A 15,924-nucleotide genomic window follows, 5' to 3' on the forward strand; every position below is an offset into this window, starting at 1 on the left:
GCTGACGCATGGCCGGATGAGGTCGCAAGGCGTGAACAGAGTCGGGTATGATGGGAAGAATCGCTGAAGATACGTGGCCGGATTTGGCTGCGCATCTTCTCCCATCGTTACACTTCATCGCCTGAGGAACCCACCATGCCGCAGCCCGTCTATTTTCTTGTCCTGCCGGGCGTTATGGCGCTCGACCTCACCGGGCCGGCAGAGACGCTGCAGCTGGCGGGCGGACATTTTGCGCTGCACTACATCGGCCCGCAGGCGAGCGTCACCTGCTCGACCGGCATGACCATTGCTGATATTGCACCGCTGCCCGCCACGCTACCCGATAACAGCCTGCTGATTGTACCCGGCGTGTTCGATTCCCGCATCTGGTTCGATACCGGGGCAGCCGGGCAGGCGCGCGACTGGCTGCGCCAGCAACGCAGCGCGATTCATACGCGGCGCATTACCCTCGTGTGTATTTGCTCCGGCGCGCTGCTCTCCGCGCAGGCTGGCCTGCTGGATGGCGTACAGTGCACCACGCACCATGATGTGTTGCCGCGCCTGAAAGCTGCCGCGCCGGCTGCGCTGGTGAAAGACAACCGCGTGTTTGTGGAAGATGCCGGCATCTGGACCAGCGCGGGGATTACTGCGGGTATCGATCTGGCGCTGCACCTGATCAACCGTCTGTGCGGCGCGCGGCAGGCGCTAACGGTGGCGCGGGAAATGGTGGTGTGGTTCCGCCGCTCGGGTGACGATCCGCAACTGTCGCCGTGGCTGCGTTACCGTAATCATCTGCATCCGGCGATTCATCGCGCGCAGGACGCGATGATTGCGCATCCGGAACATGACTGGTCGCTGGGCGCGCTGGCCGAACGCGCCCACGTCAGCGAGCGCCATCTGACGCGCCTGTTTCGCCAGCATTTGGGTATCAGCGTGCGGGAATACCACGAGCAGCTACGGCTGGTGATTGCGCGCCAGCGCCAGCAGCAGGGGGAAGCGGCGGAAAAAGCGGCGCTGGCCGCCGGCTTCTCCTCGGCACGCCAGCTGCGCCGCGCCCGGCAGCGCTGGGACGATCAGCTCACCAGATGATGCTTGTCCACGCGTTTCAGCAACATCGCCAGCAGCAGACTGCCCAGCAGGGTTAAGCCAAAGACCCACGGCAGATCGAGCCACGGCCGCGACATATCGTCGTAATGATGGGTACGCAGATAGTGAATGAACAGCGCATGGAAACCATAAATCGGCAGCGAATAGCGTGAAATGGTCGCCAGCAGCGGCAGCGGCCGGTGGTTCAGCACATTTTTAAACAGCACCAGCAGGCTTATCGCCGCGATAAACACCAGTGGGCCACAGTAAAGATACCAGGTGTCATTAAACGCGCCGTTAATCTTCAGCATCTGTCTGGTGCCAAGTGCGATACCGATGACGCAGGCGATAAAACTCAGCCCGGCCAGCCAGCTGATGCCGCGCCTGTCGGTATCCATCACGCCAATCGCCCGTCCAAGCAGCGCGTACAGCAGGTAGTAAATCGAGTCGCCGCTGACATACAGATTGACCGGCAGCCAGTGGAACGGCCCCAGCGACTGGCTGACGGTGTTCGGATTGGCGATCACCGCGAGGACCAGCACCAGCAGCGCCACATAGCGCGGCGGCACGTTTTTCACCTGAATCAGCGGAGACAGCAGGTAGATGCCGATAATAGCGAAGAAGAACCACAGATGGTAGAAAACCGGCTTCTGCAACAGCTTCAGCAGCGAACGGCCTTCACTGATTGGCGTCAGCCAGGTGATGTAGGCCAGCGCGACGGCGCTGTAGAACAGCAGGCACAGCACAATGCGCAGCAGATGGCGGCCCTGCGCGCTGCGTTCGCCAAAGAACAGATAACCGGAAATCATGAAGAACAGCGGCACGCAGACGCGCGAAGCCGAGTTAAGCAGATTGGCGACGTCCCAGCTGGGTCCGGTGACTGCCATCGGTCCGGTGATGTACCAGGTAGTGGTGTGAATGACGATCACCATCAGACAGGCGACCGCGCGTAAGTTATCAATCCAGCAGATTTTTTGCGACATGGCTTCCTCGTGCGTACTCCGTGCGAAGAAGGGTAGCCAGTGCACAGCGGGCCAACAACCCCCACAGCCTGGATTTCGGAGCTCTCTGTTAACCGCCGCACAACCGCACCCGCCTGCGCCAGGATTTCCGGCTGCACAATGCGCGGTCAAAGGGTATACTGTCGCACTCTTTTTAAATCCACCCGTATCGCGTGCGAATTCAACATGCAAAAGTTTGATACCAAGACCTTTCAGGGCCTGATCCTGACCTTGCAGGATTACTGGGCGCGTCAGGGCTGCACCATCGTCCAGCCGCTGGACATGGAAGTGGGCGCTGGCACTTCTCACCCTATGACTTGCCTGCGTGCTCTCGGGCCAGAGCCGATGGCGAGCGCCTACGTGCAGCCATCGCGCCGTCCCACCGATGGCCGCTACGGTGAAAACCCGAACCGTTTACAGCACTACTACCAGTTCCAGGTGGTGATTAAGCCGAACCCGGACAACCTTCAGGAGCTGTACCTCGGATCGCTGAAAGAGCTCGGTATCGACCCTGGCGTGCATGACATTCGCTTCGTCGAAGATAACTGGGAAAACCCAACGCTGGGCGCCTGGGGACTCGGCTGGGAAGTGTGGCTGAACGGCATGGAAGTTACGCAGTTCACCTACTTCCAGCAGGTCGGCGGCCTGGAGTGTAAGCCGGTGACCGGCGAGATCACCTACGGTCTGGAGCGCCTGGCGATGTACATCCAGGGCGTGGACAGCGTGTACGATCTCACCTGGAGCGACGGCGCGTTCGGCAAAACCACCTACGGTGACGTGTTCCACCAGAACGAAGTGGAGCAGTCGACCTATAACTTTGAGTACGCCGACGTCGATTTCCTGTTCAGCTGCTTCGAGCAGTATGAAAAAGAGGCACAGCAGCTGCTGGCGCTGGAAAAACCGCTGCCGCTGCCGGCCTATGAGCGCATTCTCAAAGCCGCACACAGCTTCAACCTGCTTGATGCGCGCAAAGCGATCTCGGTAACCGAGCGCCAGCGCTATATCCTGCGTATTCGCACCCTGACGAAAGCCGTGGCGGAAGCCTATTATGCCTCCCGCGAGGCACTCGGCTTCCCTATGTGCAACCGTAATAAGTAAGAGGCAGCCATGACCGATAAAACTTTCCTGGTGGAAATTGGCACCGAAGAGTTGCCTCCGAAAGCCCTGCGCAGCCTGGCAGAAGCCTTTGCTGCGCACTTTACCGCTGAGCTCGACAGCGCCGGTCTGGCGCATGGCGACGTCAGCTGGTTTGCGGCACCGCGTCGTCTGGCGCTGAAGGTGGCACAGCTGGCGGCCGCGCAGCCCGATCGCGAAGTAGAAAAGCGCGGCCCGGCCGTCGCTGCGGCGTTTGATGCCGAAGGCAAGCCGACTAAAGCGGCAGAAGGCTGGGCACGTGGCAACGGCATCACCGTAGAGCAGGCTGAGCGTCTCAGCACTGACAAAGGCGAGTGGCTGGTGCATCGTGCTGCGGTAAAAGGCGAAAGCGCGCAGGCGCTGCTGCCGGCGATGGTCGCGACCGCGCTGAGCAAGCTGCCGATTCCAAAACTGATGCGCTGGGGTGCCAGCGACGTGCAGTTCGTGCGTCCGGTGCACACCGTGACGCTGCTGCTGGGTGATGAGCTGATTCCGGCCACCATCCTCGGCATTCAGTCCGATCGCGTCATTCGCGGCCACCGCTTCATGGGCGAGCCGGAATTGACGCTGGACAACGCCGATCAATATCCGCAGCTGCTGCAGGAGCGCGGTAAAGTGATCGCCGATTACGCCACGCGTAAAGCCAAAATCAAAGCCGATGCCGAAGCTGCCGCGCAGCAGCTGGGCGGTAAAGCCGACCTGAGCGACAGCCTGCTGGAAGAGGTGGCTTCGCTGGTGGAGTGGCCGGTGGTACTGACGGCGAAGTTTGAAGAGAAGTTCCTCGCGGTACCGGCTGAAGCGCTGGTGTACACCATGAAAGGGGATCAGAAATACTTCCCGGTTTACGCCGAAGACGGCCAGCTGCTGCCAAACTTCATCTTCGTCACTAACATTGAATCGCGCGATCCGCAGCAGATCATTGCCGGTAATGAAAAAGTGGTGCGTCCGCGTCTGGCCGATGCCGAGTTCTTCTTCAACACCGACCGCAAAAAGCGTCTGGAAGATAACCTGCCGCGTCTGGAAACCGTGCTGTTCCAGAAAGAGCTGGGTACGCTGCGTGACAAAACCGACCGTATTCAGGCGCTGGCCGGCTGGATTGCCGCGCAGATTGGCGCTGATGTCAATCACGCCACGCGCGCCGGGCTGCTGTCGAAGTGCGACCTGATGACCAATATGGTGTTCGAGTTCACCGACACCCAGGGTGTGATGGGCATGCACTACGCGCGCCACGATGGCGAAGCGGAAGATGTGGCGGTCGCACTTAACGAGCAGTATCAGCCGCGTTTCGCCGGTGACGATCTGCCGTCCAGCCCGGTGGCCTGCGCCGTGGCGATTGCCGATAAAATGGATACCCTGGCCGGTATCTTCGGCATCGGACAGCATCCGAAAGGCGATAAAGACCCGTTTGCGCTGCGTCGTGCCGCGCTGGGCGTGCTGCGTATCATCGTTGAGAAGAACCTGCCGCTCGATCTGCAAACCCTGACGGAAGAAGCGGTGCGCCTGTACGGCAGCAAGCTGAGCAACGCCAGTGTGGTTGATGATGTCATCGACTTCATGCTGGGTCGTTTCCGCGCCTGGTATCAGGAAGAGGGCCACAGCGTGGACACCATTCAGGCGGTGCTGGCGCGTCGTCCAACCCGTCCGGCCGATTTCGATGCACGTATGAAGGCGGTTTCGCACTTCCGTACGCTGGAAGCGGCTTCGGCGCTGGCGGCGGCTAACAAGCGCGTGTCGAATATCCTGGCGAAAGCCACCGAAACCCTGAACGACAGCGTGCAGGCGTCCCTGCTGAAAGAGAACGCTGAAATTCAGCTGGCGACCTTTGTCACCGCGCTGGGCGACAAGCTGCAGCCGTACTTTGCGGAAGGCCGCTATCAGGATGCTCTGGTGGAGCTGGCGCAGCTGCGCGAAGCGGTGGATAACTTCTTCGACAACGTCATGGTGAATGCCGATGACGAAGCGGTGCGTATCAATCGCCTGACGCTGCTGGCGCAACTGCGCCAGCTATTCCTGCAGGTGGCGGACATTTCGCTGCTGCAGTAAGCGATGGGCAGAAGTGAACCGAAGGGACGAGCAATCGTCCCTTTTTTTGTTTCAGGCGGCAGAAGAGGTGAACAGGCGCGCGTCGCGCAGCAGGTGATCGTTACCGCGACGGCGGGTAAAGCCGCTGCGGTCAAAGAATTCCAGAATCTGCACTGCGACTTTGCGGCCGGTACCCAGCTGGTTGCGGAAGTCGGCGGCGCTGGTGCTGCCTCCGGCGGCAGCGCGCTGACGAATCAGATCGGCGAAGATCTGGATCTGCGCGCTGCGGTAGTAGCGATCGCGCACGATCGCTGTGATATGACCGAGACGCGCCGCGGTGAGCAATAAACCGCGAATCTGCTCTTCATCCTGCTGCAGCGTATCGGCAATGTCGCGCACCCACAGCGGCTGGTCGCTGAACAGCGGCTCGACCTGCTGCCACAGCGTGGCTTCCTGCGGATTAAAGCGCGGCGCGAAGTCGGGAAGGTGCATCCAGCCCTGTTTCTGCCGCAGCTCGCCTTGTGCCAGCATCTGGTCGATTAATCCCGGCACCAGCGGTGCCGGCGCATGCGGCAGCGCCACACGGCGCAGGCGATCGTGGCCGATGCCCGGCAGCTCCGGATGCTGCTGGTGGAAGGCGCTCAGCGCTTCCCGTAAACGCTGCTGCCAGGCGCTGGCCATGGTGTCGCTCATCAGGCTGGTCCCCAGCCGCACCGGATTCAGCGGCAGCAGCAGCGCGTCCAGCGCCGACGCAGTGAGCTGGCGCGCCCAGCCGAGCTCGTCATACGCGGCCGGTTGATACGCCAGATGCGCCTGCAGGCTGGCGCTGTCATCCCGCGCCGCGGCCAGCTGTTGCAGCCACTGCAGGTAGTCCGGCTGGCGTTTACCGCGCTTTTTGCTGTCGCACAGCAGTACGCGTCCGCCGCCCAGCGTGTGCTGCGCATTGCTGTCGCGAATAATTATCCGATCGTTTTCCGCCAGCCACAGCGGCTGGCTGAGCACCAGTTCAGCCACATCGTCCGTGAGCTGCGTTAAGCGGCCGGTGACGTGGCTGGCCGCGTGATGCAGATGCACCGGCTGTGAGGCCGTTTTCAGCGGCTGCAGCAGGCGCAGTGCGACGATCAGCCGCTGCGTGCCGGCGGGACGCGGCTGTGCCAGCAGCCAGTCGCCGCGCGTAATCTGTGCTTTCTCTACGTCACCGACGATATTCAGCGCGATGCGCTCGCCCGCCTGCGCGCGCGTCACTGGCTGGTTCTGCGCATGCAGCGCCCGCACGCGCAGCGGCAGGTTCAGGCTGCTGAGCCACAGCGTGTCGCCCACCCTGACTTCACCGCTCAGCGCGGTGCCGGTGACTACCAGCCCGGTGCCTTTCAGCGTGAAAGCGCGGTCGATGGCGAGCCGGAAACGGCGGCCAGGCTCAAACGCCGGTGCGTTCAGGCTGTTGAGGTGCTGGCGCAGCGTTTCAATGCCCTGCTGCGTATGGCTGCTGGTAACAAACTGCGCTGCCGCTGGCCAGCCGAGCTGCTGCGTGAGCTGCGCGACCTGCTGCTGCACCTCCGCGATGCGTGCGGCATCGACGCGGTCGGCTTTGGTCAGCGCCACGCTCAGCGGCGGCTGTCCGGCGAGGCTCAGCAGCTGTAAATGCTCACGGGTCTGCGGCATCACGCCATCGTCACAGGCCACCACCAGCAGCGCATGATGAATGCCGCCGATGCCGGCCAGCATGTTGGCGAGAAATTTTTCATGGCCAGGCACATCAATGAAGCCCAGCGTGCGGCCATCGGGCTGCGGCCAGTAGGCATAACCGAGATCGATGGTCATGCCGCGCCGTTTCTCTTCCGGCAGGCGATCGGCATCAACACCGGTCAGGGCCTGCAACAGTGCGGTTTTACCGTGATCGACATGTCCGGCCGTGGCAATAATCATGGTACTAAGGTCCGTATCAGGGAGGCTTCGTCATCAAGGCAGCGTAAATCCAGCCACAGTTTGCCCTCCTGCAGGCGGCCAATCACCGGGCGTGCCAGCTGGCGCCAGCGTTGCGCCAGGGCGTTGAGCTGGCTGCCGTGACCGTCGCGTGGCGTGAAGGTGATAGCAAAGCTGGGCAGACGTTCGACCGGCAGCGAACCGCTGCCAATTTGCGAGGAACAGGCGGCGATCGCCAGCGAAAAATCGGCGCTAAAGGCGTGCTCCAGCGCCGGCATCAGACGTTCAGCCTGTTGCAGAATATCGTGCGCGCTGCGCGTCAGCAGGCGCAGTGTCGGCAGCGCCTCGTGCAGGGTTTCCGGCTGACGGTAGAGCTGCAGCGTCGCTTCCAGCGCCGCCAGCGTCATTTTATCGACGCGCAGTGCGCGCTTCAGCGGATGCTGTTGCAGCTGGTCAATCAGCGCTTTTTTGCCGACGATAATCCCGGCCTGCGGGCCACCCAGCAGTTTGTCACCGGAGAAACTCACCAGGCTCACGCCGGCCGCAATCAGCTGCTGCGGCATCGGTTCAGGCGGCAACCCGTACGCCGTCATATCCACCAGCGAACCGCTGCCGAGATCGCTGATCACCGGCAGGCCGTGCGCGTCGCCTAACTGCACCAGCTCGGCTTCAGACACGGCATGGGTAAAGCCCTGAATCTGGTAATTACTGGTATGTACCTTCATCAGCAGGCCGCTATCCCCGGCGATGGCGCCGCGATAATCCTTCAGATGGGTGCGATTGGTGGTGCCGACCTCCACCAATCGGCAGCCCGCCTGGCGCATCACGTCAGGGATACGGAATGCGCCGCCGATCTCCACCAGTTCGCCGCGCGACATAATCACGTCGCGGCCCGCTGCCAGGCTGGCCAGCATCAGCAGTACCGCCGCGGCGTTGTTATTGACGATACAGGCAGCTTCGGCGCCGGTTAGCTCGCACAGCAGTGCGCTGACCGCGCGATCGCGATGGCCGCGCGCCGCGTCGTCCAGCGCATACTCCAGCGTTACCGGCTGGCGCAAACAGGCGCTGACCGCCGCGATGGCGCGATCGCTGAGCTGCGCGCGCCCGAGGTTGGTGTGCAGCACGGTGCCGGTCAGGTTAAACACCGGGCGCAACGCGCTTTGCTGCTGCTGCTGTGCGCGGCGCAGCGCTTCATCCGGCCAGCTGGCGTGCCAGTGCGGTAACGATTGATGTTGCTGAATGTGGTCGCGCGCCTCCTGCTGCATGCCGCGCAGCTGGCGCGTGATAAAGGCGGTACCGGATTGTGCCAGCAGCGGCTGCAGCGCCGGATCGCGCAGCAGGCTGTCGATGGCAGGGAGCTGACTGTAGAGGGCTTTCATCACATCACTTAGTGGGTGGGCGGAACCGTACGGGCAAAGCTTTCCCGCTCGAACAGCGTTTCTGCCAGTTTAACCAGCGCCGGGCGATTGACGCACCAGTTGGGCAGCACGCGGCGAAAATTGAGATAGCCCAGGGTGCAGCCGGTAGCGATATCGGCGAGGTTGAGCGTGCCGCTGTTGAGCAACTCGCCCTGTGCGGCGGCGGTTTCCAGCGCGTCGAGGCCGCGCGCGATTTTCTCGCGATTACGTAGCAGCACCTCTTCCGATTGCCGATCGCCGGGACGCATCTGTTCGCGCACGATCATCACCGCCGCATCATTGATGCCGTCGGCCAGCTTCTCCAGCTGGCGGATCTGCAGGGCGCGCAGTGCGTCGTCGGGCAGCAGGGCAGGCGCATCGCCACGCAGCTCAATCACCTGAGCAATAATTGAGGAGTCAAACCAGGTCAGCTGCTGGTCATCAATGAAGGCCGGCACTTTACCCAGCGGATTGTACTGCGGGACGTGGCTGTCAGGCTCCCACGGAGAGTGGTTGACGAATTCAAACACCAGGCCCTTTTCCAGCAGGATCACTGAGATTTTGCGCACAAACGGGCTGGTATAGCTGCCAATCAGTTTCATCAGATGTCTCCGTTGCGATAAATGCCAGGCTCCACATTGTAGCGGCGCGATTTATCGCGCAGGGTTTGATGGTGCAAAACCGCGCGATAAATCGCGCCGCTACAAATCGCAGGATGAGTAAATTTACTGCATCAATCCCCGGGAAACATAAACGGATTCAGGCTGCTGCGCGCGAATCCTTCCTGCTCCATGCGGGCATCCAGCACCAGCGAGGCGAGATCGTCGGCCACCGGTTCCAGCGCCGGATCTTTCTCCTGGTATAGCATCTTCAGGTAGGTACCGCAGTCGCCGCAGCTTTCGGCTTTCACGGCGGCCTGCTCGCTGTCCAGCGACCAGTAATGCAGATCGCGCGTTTGCTCGCAGTTCGAGCACTTGCTGCGCACCACGTACCACTCGCTTTCGCACAGGTTACAGTGCAGATAGCGCAGACCCTGCTGGCCAACGTCCATGTGCACCACGCTGGCGACCGGCACACTGGCGCACACCGGGCAGAACTGACGGTGCTCGCCATACTCGGCCCGCGCTTTGCCGGGGATCATCGCCGCCATCTGCGCCCAGTAAATTGACAGCGCCGCCCAGATGAACGGGGCTTTATCACTGCTGACCTGGGCGAATTCGCCTTCCAGCAGCGCGCTGGCAAGGGTTTCCAGCTCGGTGGACGAGGCCTTCTCCAGATTCTCCAGCACCGCCAGCGCCTGGCCGCTCATCTCTGGCTTCAGCTCGGCGATCAGCGAATGCAGCAGCCGCTGCCAGTGCACATCGCGCGGATAAGTGTGGATATCCAGCGGCGGTTTGCCCTGCTGCGCGCTCTCTGCCAGCCGCTGATGCAGATCGATCTGCAGCGGATGGTCATACAGCACGATTTCCTGGGCCTGCGCGATCACCGCGGCAAAACGCAGGTAGTCGCCCAGTGGATTTTTCGCCGCCAGATCACGCAACCGCGCCGCACGGCGGCTGTAGAGATTTTTCAGCCGGGGGAAAAGTAACGGCGGAACTTGCTCCGCCGTGTTCTTTTCGCTCTTCTCCAGCTGCTCCTGCGGGATGATGCGAATACTCATCAGGGACGTTTTTCCTGTTGTGTTTGGCGTTGGCGCTGCTCGCGATACCAGCGTGGGTGATGTTTCTTCGCCCACGCGGCCGGTACCCAGCCCTCAACCATGGCGGTAATGGTGCCTTTCACCCACAGGGCGGCATAAATATGCACCATAATCGTCATGATCAGTGCCACAGCCGAGACCGAATGCACCACCAGCGCGGCGCGAATCAGCGGAATGGTGAAGTACCCGGCGAACCAGGGGCGCCAGATGACAATTCCGCTCGCCAGCAGCAAGACTAAGCTGATGATAGCAGCCCAGAACACACACTTCTGCCCGAAGTTGTATTTCCCGGTATCGCCCACCTCTTCATTACGCACGATTTTGCGGATATTTTTCGCCCATACCAGATCTTCGCGCTGGATAAGATTGTGCTTCCAGTAGCGTAAGAACATGATAATAAAGGCTGCAAACATCACCACGCCGACGAACGGGTGCAGAATACGCGCCAGCTGTGGCGTGCCGAGCACGTGCATCAGCCAGTTAAACGACGGGAAAAAGAAACCCAGTCCGCTGAGCGCGGCAAACACAAAACAGAACGCGACAATCCAGTGATTGATGCGTTCCGGCGCGCTGTAGCGCACCAGACGATCGCGCTTTTTCATCATTCGCGCTCCTCTTTTTCATGCAGGTTTTCGTCGTCGTCCTCTTCCACCCGGTTCGGACCGACACCAACGTAGTGGAACACCGCGGCGGCGAAGGTGGCGGCAAAGCCGATAGCAGCCAGCGGTTTCCAGACGCCTTTCCAGAAGGTGACCGCCGGGCTGATGTTCGGGTTAGCCGGCAGGCCGTGATACAGCTGCGGTTTGTCGGCGTGGTGCAGCACGTACATGACGTGCGTGCCGCCGACGCCAGCCGGATCGTACAGCCCGGCGTTGGCATAGCCGCGCGTGTTCAGCTCGGCGACGCGATCGGCAGCCAGCTGCTGCATGTCGCTTTTGCTGCCGAAATGAATCGCCCCGGTCGGACAGGTTTTCACGCACGCCGGTTCCTGACCGACGTTAACGCGATCGACGCACAGCGTGCATTTATACACGCGGTTGTCGTCTTTATTCAGCCGCGGCACGTCAAACGGACAGCCGGCGATGCAGTAGCCGCAGCCAATGCACTGTTCCGACTGAAAATCGACGATCCCGTTCGCGTACTGAATAATCGCGCCTTCCGACGGGCAGGCTTTCAGACAGCCGGGGTCGGCACAGTGCATGCAGCCATCCTTGCGGATCAGCCACTCCAGCTTGCCGTTCTCCTCGACTTCCGAGAAACGCATCACCGTCCAGGATTTGGCGGTCAAATCCGCCGGGTTGTCATACACCCCGACGTTATGACCGACCTCGTCGCGGATGTCGTTCCACTCTGAACACGCCACCTGACACGCTTTACAGCCGATGCAGGTGGTGACGTCGATCAGTTTCGCCACTTCCTGCTGATGGTCACGCGCCTGCGGGGCAGGCGTGAAACCATTGGTGGCGGAGCGGCGGATAATGTCTTGCGATTGATAAGCCATCTTCGTTCTCCGTTACACCTTCTCGACGTTAACCAGGAACGCCTTAAACTCCGGCGTTTGCGTGTTGGCGTCACCGACAAACGGCGTCAGGGTATTGGCGATAAAGCCTTTTTTCGCCACGCCCTGATAGCCCCAGTGAATCGGGATGCCAATGGTATCGACAGTTTTGCCATCGACGTTGAGCGGCCGCAGGCGCTTGGTGACCACCGCTTTGGCTTTGATATAGCCGCGGTTGGAGCTCACTTTCACCGTATCGCCCTGGGCGATGCCGAGCTTGTTCGCCAGCTTCTCGCCAATCTCCACAAACTGTTCCGGCTGCGCGATAGCGTTGAGCAACGCGTGTTTGGTCCAGTAATGGAAATGCTCGGTCAGACGATACGTGGTGCCGACATACGGGAACTGCTCCGCTTTGCCCATCGCCGCCAGATCGTCTTTGAACACGCGCGCGGCCGGGTTGGAGACCACGTCAGGATGCAGCGGGTTGGTGCCGAGCGGCGTTTCAAACGGCTCGTAGTGCTCCGGGAACGGTCCTTCTGCCATTTTGTCGATGGCGAACAGGCGGCCCATGCCTTCCGGCTGCATGATAAACGGCCCGACGTTACTGCCCGGCGCGGCCGTGCTGTAGTCCGGAATATCCATACCGCCCCACTTGCTGCCATCCCATTTGAGGATCTGGCGTTTCGGATCCCACGGGTTGCCCTGCGGGTCGGCGGAGGCGCGGTTATACAGGATGCGGCGGTTCAGCGGCCACGCCCAGCTCCAGTTCAGCGTATTACCCAGCCCGCTCGGATCGGTGTTATCGCGGCGCGCCATCTGGTTACCGTCCGGTGTCCAGCTACCGGCGAAAATCCAGCAGCCGCTGCTGGTGCTGCCGTCATCTTTCAGATGAGCAAAAGTGCTGAGCTGCTGGCCTTTTTTCACCAGCAGCGTGCCTTTGTCATCGTAGATGTCCGCCAGCGCTTTGCCGTTGCTCTCCATCGCCACCTCTTCCGAGGCCGGATTGTCGGGCGTCAGGTAGTTCCAGGTCATGTTCAGTACCGGCTCTGGCTGTGCACCGCCTTCGCGCGCATACATCTCACGCAGGCGCAGATAGATACCGGAGAGAATTTCACCGTCGTTGAGCGCTTCGCCCGGCGCATCCTGACCTTTCCAGTGCCACTGCAGCCAGCGGCCGGAGTTGACGATTGAGCCGTTCTCCTCGGCAAAGCAGGTTGACGGCAGACGGAACACTTCGGTCTGAATCTGCGCCGGATCGACATCGTTAAACTCGCCGTGATTTTGCCAGAAGGTCGAGGTTTCGGTGTTGAGCGGGTCGATGGTGACGAGGAACTTCAGCTTCGACAGCGAATCGATCACTTTGCGCTTGTTCGGGAACGACGCCACCGGGTTAAAGCCCTGGCACAGATAGCCGTTGACCTTGCCCTGCGACATCATCTCGAAGTACTGCAGCACGTCGTAGCCTTTGTCCCACTTCGGCAGCCAGTCAAAGCCCCAGCTGTTCTCCGCCTGCGCTTTATCGCCAAAGAAGGCTTTCATCATGCTGACGAAGAATTTCGGGTAGTTGCCCCAGTAATTCACCTGGCCCGGCAGCGTCGGCTTCGGCGTGTTCGCCGCCAGATAGCTGGTGAGATCGGTCTGTTTTTCCGACGGCAGCGTCATATAGCCCGGCAGGCTTTGCGACAGCAGGCCGAGATCGGTCAGACCCTGAATATTGGAGTGTCCGCGCAGCGCATTGACGCCGCCGCCGGCCATCCCCATATTGCCCAGCAGCAGCTGAATCATCGCCATGGTGCGAATGTTCTGCGCCCCGACGGAGTGCTGTGTCCAGCCCAGCGCATACAGGAACGAGGTGGTGCGGTCGCGCGCGCTGGTTTCGCCAATCAGCTCACAGACGTGCAGGAAATCCGCCTTTGGCGTGCCGCAGATGCGCTCGACCATTTCCGGCGTATAACGGCTGACGTGCTGCTTCAGCAGATTCCAGACGCAGCGCGGATGGCTCAGGCTGTCATCGCGTTTGGCAAAGCCGTCGTCGCCCAGCTCGTAGTTCCAGCTGGTTTTGTCATATTTGCGATTGGCTTCGTCGTAGCCGCTGAACAGGCCGTCGTCGAAATGGTAATCCTCCCGCACGATCAGGCTGGCATTGGTGTACGCCTGCACATATTCATGCTGGATTTTGTCATTCTGCAGCAGCCACAGCAGTACTCCCGACAGGAAGGCAATGTCGGTGCCGGGGCGGATAGGCGTGTAAAAGTCTGCCACCGATGCCGTGCGCGTGAAGCGCGGATCGATAACAATCAGTTTGGCTTTGTTGTGAATTTTGGCTTCCATCGCCCAGCGGAAACCGACCGGATGCGCCTCAGCAGCGTTTCCGCCCATCACCACAACCAGATTGGCATTACGGATGTCGACCCAGTGGTTGGTCATCGCACCGCGACCAAATGTTGGAGCAAGACTTGCTACCGTTGGTCCGTGTCAGACGCGTGCCTGGTTGTCGACCGCCAGCATACCGAGCGATCGGGTAAATTTTTGCGTTAAGTAGCCGGTTTCGTTGCTGGAGGCCGAAGCGCACAGCATGCCGGTGGAGAGCCAGCGGTTTACCGTCACGCCGGCGGCGTTCTGCGCGATAAAGTTGGCGTCGCGATCGGCTTTCATCAGCTGCGCGATGCGCGTAAAGGCGTCATCCCAGCTGATGCGCTGCCATTTGTCGGAGCCTGGCGCACGGTATTCCGGATATTTCAGACGGCTGTCGCTGTGGACAAAATCAAGCAGGCCCGCGCCTTTCGGACAGAGCGCGCCGCGGCTCACCGGATGGTCCGGATCCCCTTCGATGTGGAAAATGGTCTCTTTGGCGTTTTTCGCGCCATCGCCGAGGCTGTACATTAACAGGCCACAGCCGACTGAGCAGTAAGTGCAGGTATTACGGGTTTCGCGGGCACGCAGCAACTTATACTGCCGTGTTTCCGCCAGCGCGGCTTCCGGCGTAAAGCCGAGCAGTGCTGCCGTGGTTCCTGCCATACCGCCAGCGCAGATCTTGAAGAATTTTCTTCGGCTGACGTTCATGGGTAATCCTTGAGTCGACATTGCTGTAATAATTTTTTTGCGCTGGATGGAGCCGGGGTTCAGAATGGCTCCACGCAGGATTGCGTCAAAAGCGACCTGATATTACCACTACTTTAATGTGGTTGTTATGCGAGACGAGAGAAGTGAAAGCGAAACAGCAAAAAAGTAACCAGAATGTGAATGAGATCGCAGGACTGAGCCAGACCACCGTATGGCAGCGCCACGCGATTACTGAAGCGGAAAGCGACTGGCTGGCGCAGGAAGTGCCGGTGGCGCTGGTCTACAACGGCATTTCACACGTGGTGATGATGGCGACGCCGGATAATCTGCAGGCTTTTGCGCTCGGTTTTTCGCTCTCCGAAGGCATTATTGAGCAACCCGGCGAGATCTATGGCATGGATGTGGTGCCGGGCTGCAATGGGTTCGAAGTGCAGATCGAACTCTCCAGCCGGCGTTTTATGGCGCTGAAGGCGCAGCGTCGCGCCATGGCGGGCCGCACCGGTTGCGGCGTATGCGGGGTGGAGCAGCTGGATCAAATCGGCAAGCCGGTGCAGCCGCTGCCGTTTACGCAGACCTTCGATCTGGCCTGCCTTGATAACGGGCTGGCACAGCTGCGCGATTTCCAGCCCATCGGCAATCTGACCGGCTGTACGCACGCCGCCGCGTGGATGTCGCCGCGGGGCGAACTGCAGGGCGGCTGCGAAGACGTGGGTCGCCACGTGGCGCTGGATAAGCTGCTGGGTCAGCGCAGCCAGCAGCACTGGCAGCAGGGTGCGGTGCTGGTTTCCAGCCGCGCCAGCTATGAGATGGTGCAAAAATCTGCCATGTGCGGCGTAGAGATTCTGTTTGCCGTCTCGGCCGCCACCCAGCTGGCCGTTGAAGTGGCCGAGCGCTGTAACCTGACGCTGGTCGGTTTTTCTAAACCGGGACGCGCCACGGTGTACAGCCATCCGCAGCGTCTGATTAACGGTTGATGTGCGGTACATGCCGGGGATTTCATCGTTCGCGGCGTGCGGCGTACCGGGATGTGTCAGGCAATCTTTTATTACGCTGCGCTTTTCTGGTTAGCCTGCTAAATAATATGCATGCAATAGTTTTTAATGTGACATTCTTTTTGATAGG

General features: G+C 60.7%; 12 protein-coding genes. 4 read left to right on the forward strand and 8 right to left on the reverse strand.

What is annotated here, in order from left to right; genetic code table 11:
- Positions 1 to 135: 135 nt before the first annotated feature.
- Complete coding sequence (locus AC6I8F_RS00450) at positions 136 to 1,068, forward strand: GlxA family transcriptional regulator (protein ID WP_141496809.1); 933 nt, start codon at positions 136 to 138, stop codon at positions 1,066 to 1,068.
- Here the strand turns inward: AC6I8F_RS00450 and AC6I8F_RS00455 are convergent.
- On the reverse strand, positions 1,053 to 2,048 hold the full coding sequence (locus AC6I8F_RS00455) for an acyltransferase (protein WP_498028383.1): 996 nt from the start codon (positions 2,046 to 2,048) through the stop codon (positions 1,053 to 1,055). The two genes, AC6I8F_RS00450 and AC6I8F_RS00455, sit on opposite strands and share 16 nt — an antisense overlap.
- 204 nt (positions 2,049 to 2,252) lie before the next feature.
- Between AC6I8F_RS00455 and glyQ the strand changes: the two genes are divergently transcribed.
- Positions 2,253 to 3,164 carry a glycine--tRNA ligase subunit alpha gene (gene glyQ, locus AC6I8F_RS00460; protein WP_021506863.1) on the forward strand — a complete coding sequence of 304 codons (912 nt, stop codon included), beginning with the start codon at positions 2,253 to 2,255 and terminating at the stop codon, positions 3,162 to 3,164.
- A gap of 9 nt (positions 3,165 to 3,173) precedes the next feature.
- Positions 3,174 to 5,243: a glycine--tRNA ligase subunit beta gene (gene glyS / locus AC6I8F_RS00465; RefSeq protein WP_152390311.1), complete on the forward strand. Its 2,070-nt coding sequence runs from the start codon at positions 3,174 to 3,176 to the stop codon at positions 5,241 to 5,243.
- Positions 5,244 to 5,294: 51 nt separating this feature from the next.
- On the opposite strand, the gene selB is transcribed toward glyS, so the two are convergent.
- The 7 genes from selB to fdnG all read right to left on the reverse strand — a co-directional run bounded on the left by selB (position 5,295) and on the right by fdnG (position 14,802).
- On the reverse strand, positions 5,295 to 7,148 hold the full coding sequence (gene selB, locus AC6I8F_RS00470) for a selenocysteine-specific translation elongation factor (protein WP_152390312.1): 1,854 nt from the start codon (positions 7,146 to 7,148) through the stop codon (positions 5,295 to 5,297).
- The gene (gene selA / locus AC6I8F_RS00475; RefSeq protein WP_498028384.1) at positions 7,145 to 8,524 is read right to left on the reverse strand and encodes an L-seryl-tRNA(Sec) selenium transferase; all 1,380 of its coding nucleotides are present in this window, start codon (positions 8,522 to 8,524) and stop codon (positions 7,145 to 7,147) included. Before selA ends, selB begins: the two co-directional genes overlap by 4 nt.
- 8 nt (positions 8,525 to 8,532) lie before the next feature.
- A complete protein-coding gene (locus AC6I8F_RS00480) occupies positions 8,533 to 9,144 on the reverse strand; it encodes a glutathione S-transferase (RefSeq protein WP_021506859.1) in 612 nt (203 codons plus the stop codon).
- 131 nt (positions 9,145 to 9,275) lie between these two features.
- Positions 9,276 to 10,202 carry a formate dehydrogenase accessory protein FdhE gene (gene fdhE, locus AC6I8F_RS00485; RefSeq protein ID WP_058770768.1) on the reverse strand — a complete coding sequence of 309 codons (927 nt, stop codon included), beginning with the start codon at positions 10,200 to 10,202 and terminating at the stop codon, positions 9,276 to 9,278.
- Positions 10,202 to 10,843 (reverse strand): formate dehydrogenase cytochrome b556 subunit, encoded by a 642-nt coding sequence (fdoI, locus tag AC6I8F_RS00490; RefSeq protein ID WP_125311334.1) that lies wholly within the window; start codon positions 10,841 to 10,843, stop codon positions 10,202 to 10,204. The genes fdhE and fdoI overlap by 1 nt, the downstream gene beginning before the upstream one ends.
- Positions 10,843 to 11,742: a formate dehydrogenase subunit beta gene (gene fdxH / locus AC6I8F_RS00495; RefSeq protein ID WP_498028385.1), complete on the reverse strand. Its 900-nt coding sequence runs from the start codon at positions 11,740 to 11,742 to the stop codon at positions 10,843 to 10,845. The genes fdoI and fdxH overlap by 1 nt, the downstream gene beginning before the upstream one ends.
- A gap of 12 nt (positions 11,743 to 11,754) precedes the next feature.
- Positions 11,755 to 14,802, reverse strand: a complete 3,048-nt coding sequence (fdnG, locus tag AC6I8F_RS00500) for a formate dehydrogenase-N subunit alpha (RefSeq protein ID WP_081049407.1) — start codon at positions 14,800 to 14,802, stop codon at positions 11,755 to 11,757.
- A gap of 143 nt (positions 14,803 to 14,945) precedes the next feature.
- Here fdnG and fdhD point away from each other — a divergent pair, with 143 nt between their 5' ends.
- Positions 14,946 to 15,776: a formate dehydrogenase accessory sulfurtransferase FdhD gene (gene fdhD / locus AC6I8F_RS00505; protein WP_058770769.1), complete on the forward strand. Its 831-nt coding sequence runs from the start codon at positions 14,946 to 14,948 to the stop codon at positions 15,774 to 15,776.
- Positions 15,777 to 15,924: the final 148 nt, after the last annotated feature.

It is taken from the genome of gamma proteobacterium symbiont of Axiagastus rosmarus (genome assembly GCF_059730925.1).

Excerpts from the sequence above, each read along its gene's own strand:
- fdoI (WP_125311334.1), bottom strand. The coding sequence starts at position 10,843 with ATGAAAAAGCGCGATCGTCTGGTGCGCTACAGCGCGCCGGAACGCATC.
- glyS (WP_152390311.1), top strand. The coding sequence starts at position 3,174 with ATGACCGATAAAACTTTCCTGGTGGAAATTGGCACCGAAGAGTTGCCT.
- AC6I8F_RS00450 (WP_141496809.1), top strand. The coding sequence starts at position 136 with ATGCCGCAGCCCGTCTATTTTCTTGTCCTGCCGGGCGTTATGGCGCTC.
- selA (WP_498028384.1), bottom strand. The coding sequence starts at position 8,524 with ATGAAAGCCCTCTACAGTCAGCTCCCTGCCATCGACAGCCTGCTGCGC.
- fdhE (WP_058770768.1), bottom strand. The coding sequence starts at position 10,202 with ATGAGTATTCGCATCATCCCGCAGGAGCAGCTGGAGAAGAGCGAAAAG.
- selB (WP_152390312.1), bottom strand. The coding sequence starts at position 7,148 with ATGATTATTGCCACGGCCGGACATGTCGATCACGGTAAAACCGCACTG.
- glyQ (WP_021506863.1), top strand. The coding sequence starts at position 2,253 with ATGCAAAAGTTTGATACCAAGACCTTTCAGGGCCTGATCCTGACCTTG.
- fdxH (WP_498028385.1), bottom strand. The coding sequence starts at position 11,742 with ATGGCTTATCAATCGCAAGACATTATCCGCCGCTCCGCCACCAATGGT.
- AC6I8F_RS00480 (WP_021506859.1), bottom strand. The coding sequence starts at position 9,144 with ATGAAACTGATTGGCAGCTATACCAGCCCGTTTGTGCGCAAAATCTCA.
- AC6I8F_RS00455 (WP_498028383.1), bottom strand. The coding sequence starts at position 2,048 with ATGTCGCAAAAAATCTGCTGGATTGATAACTTACGCGCGGTCGCCTGT.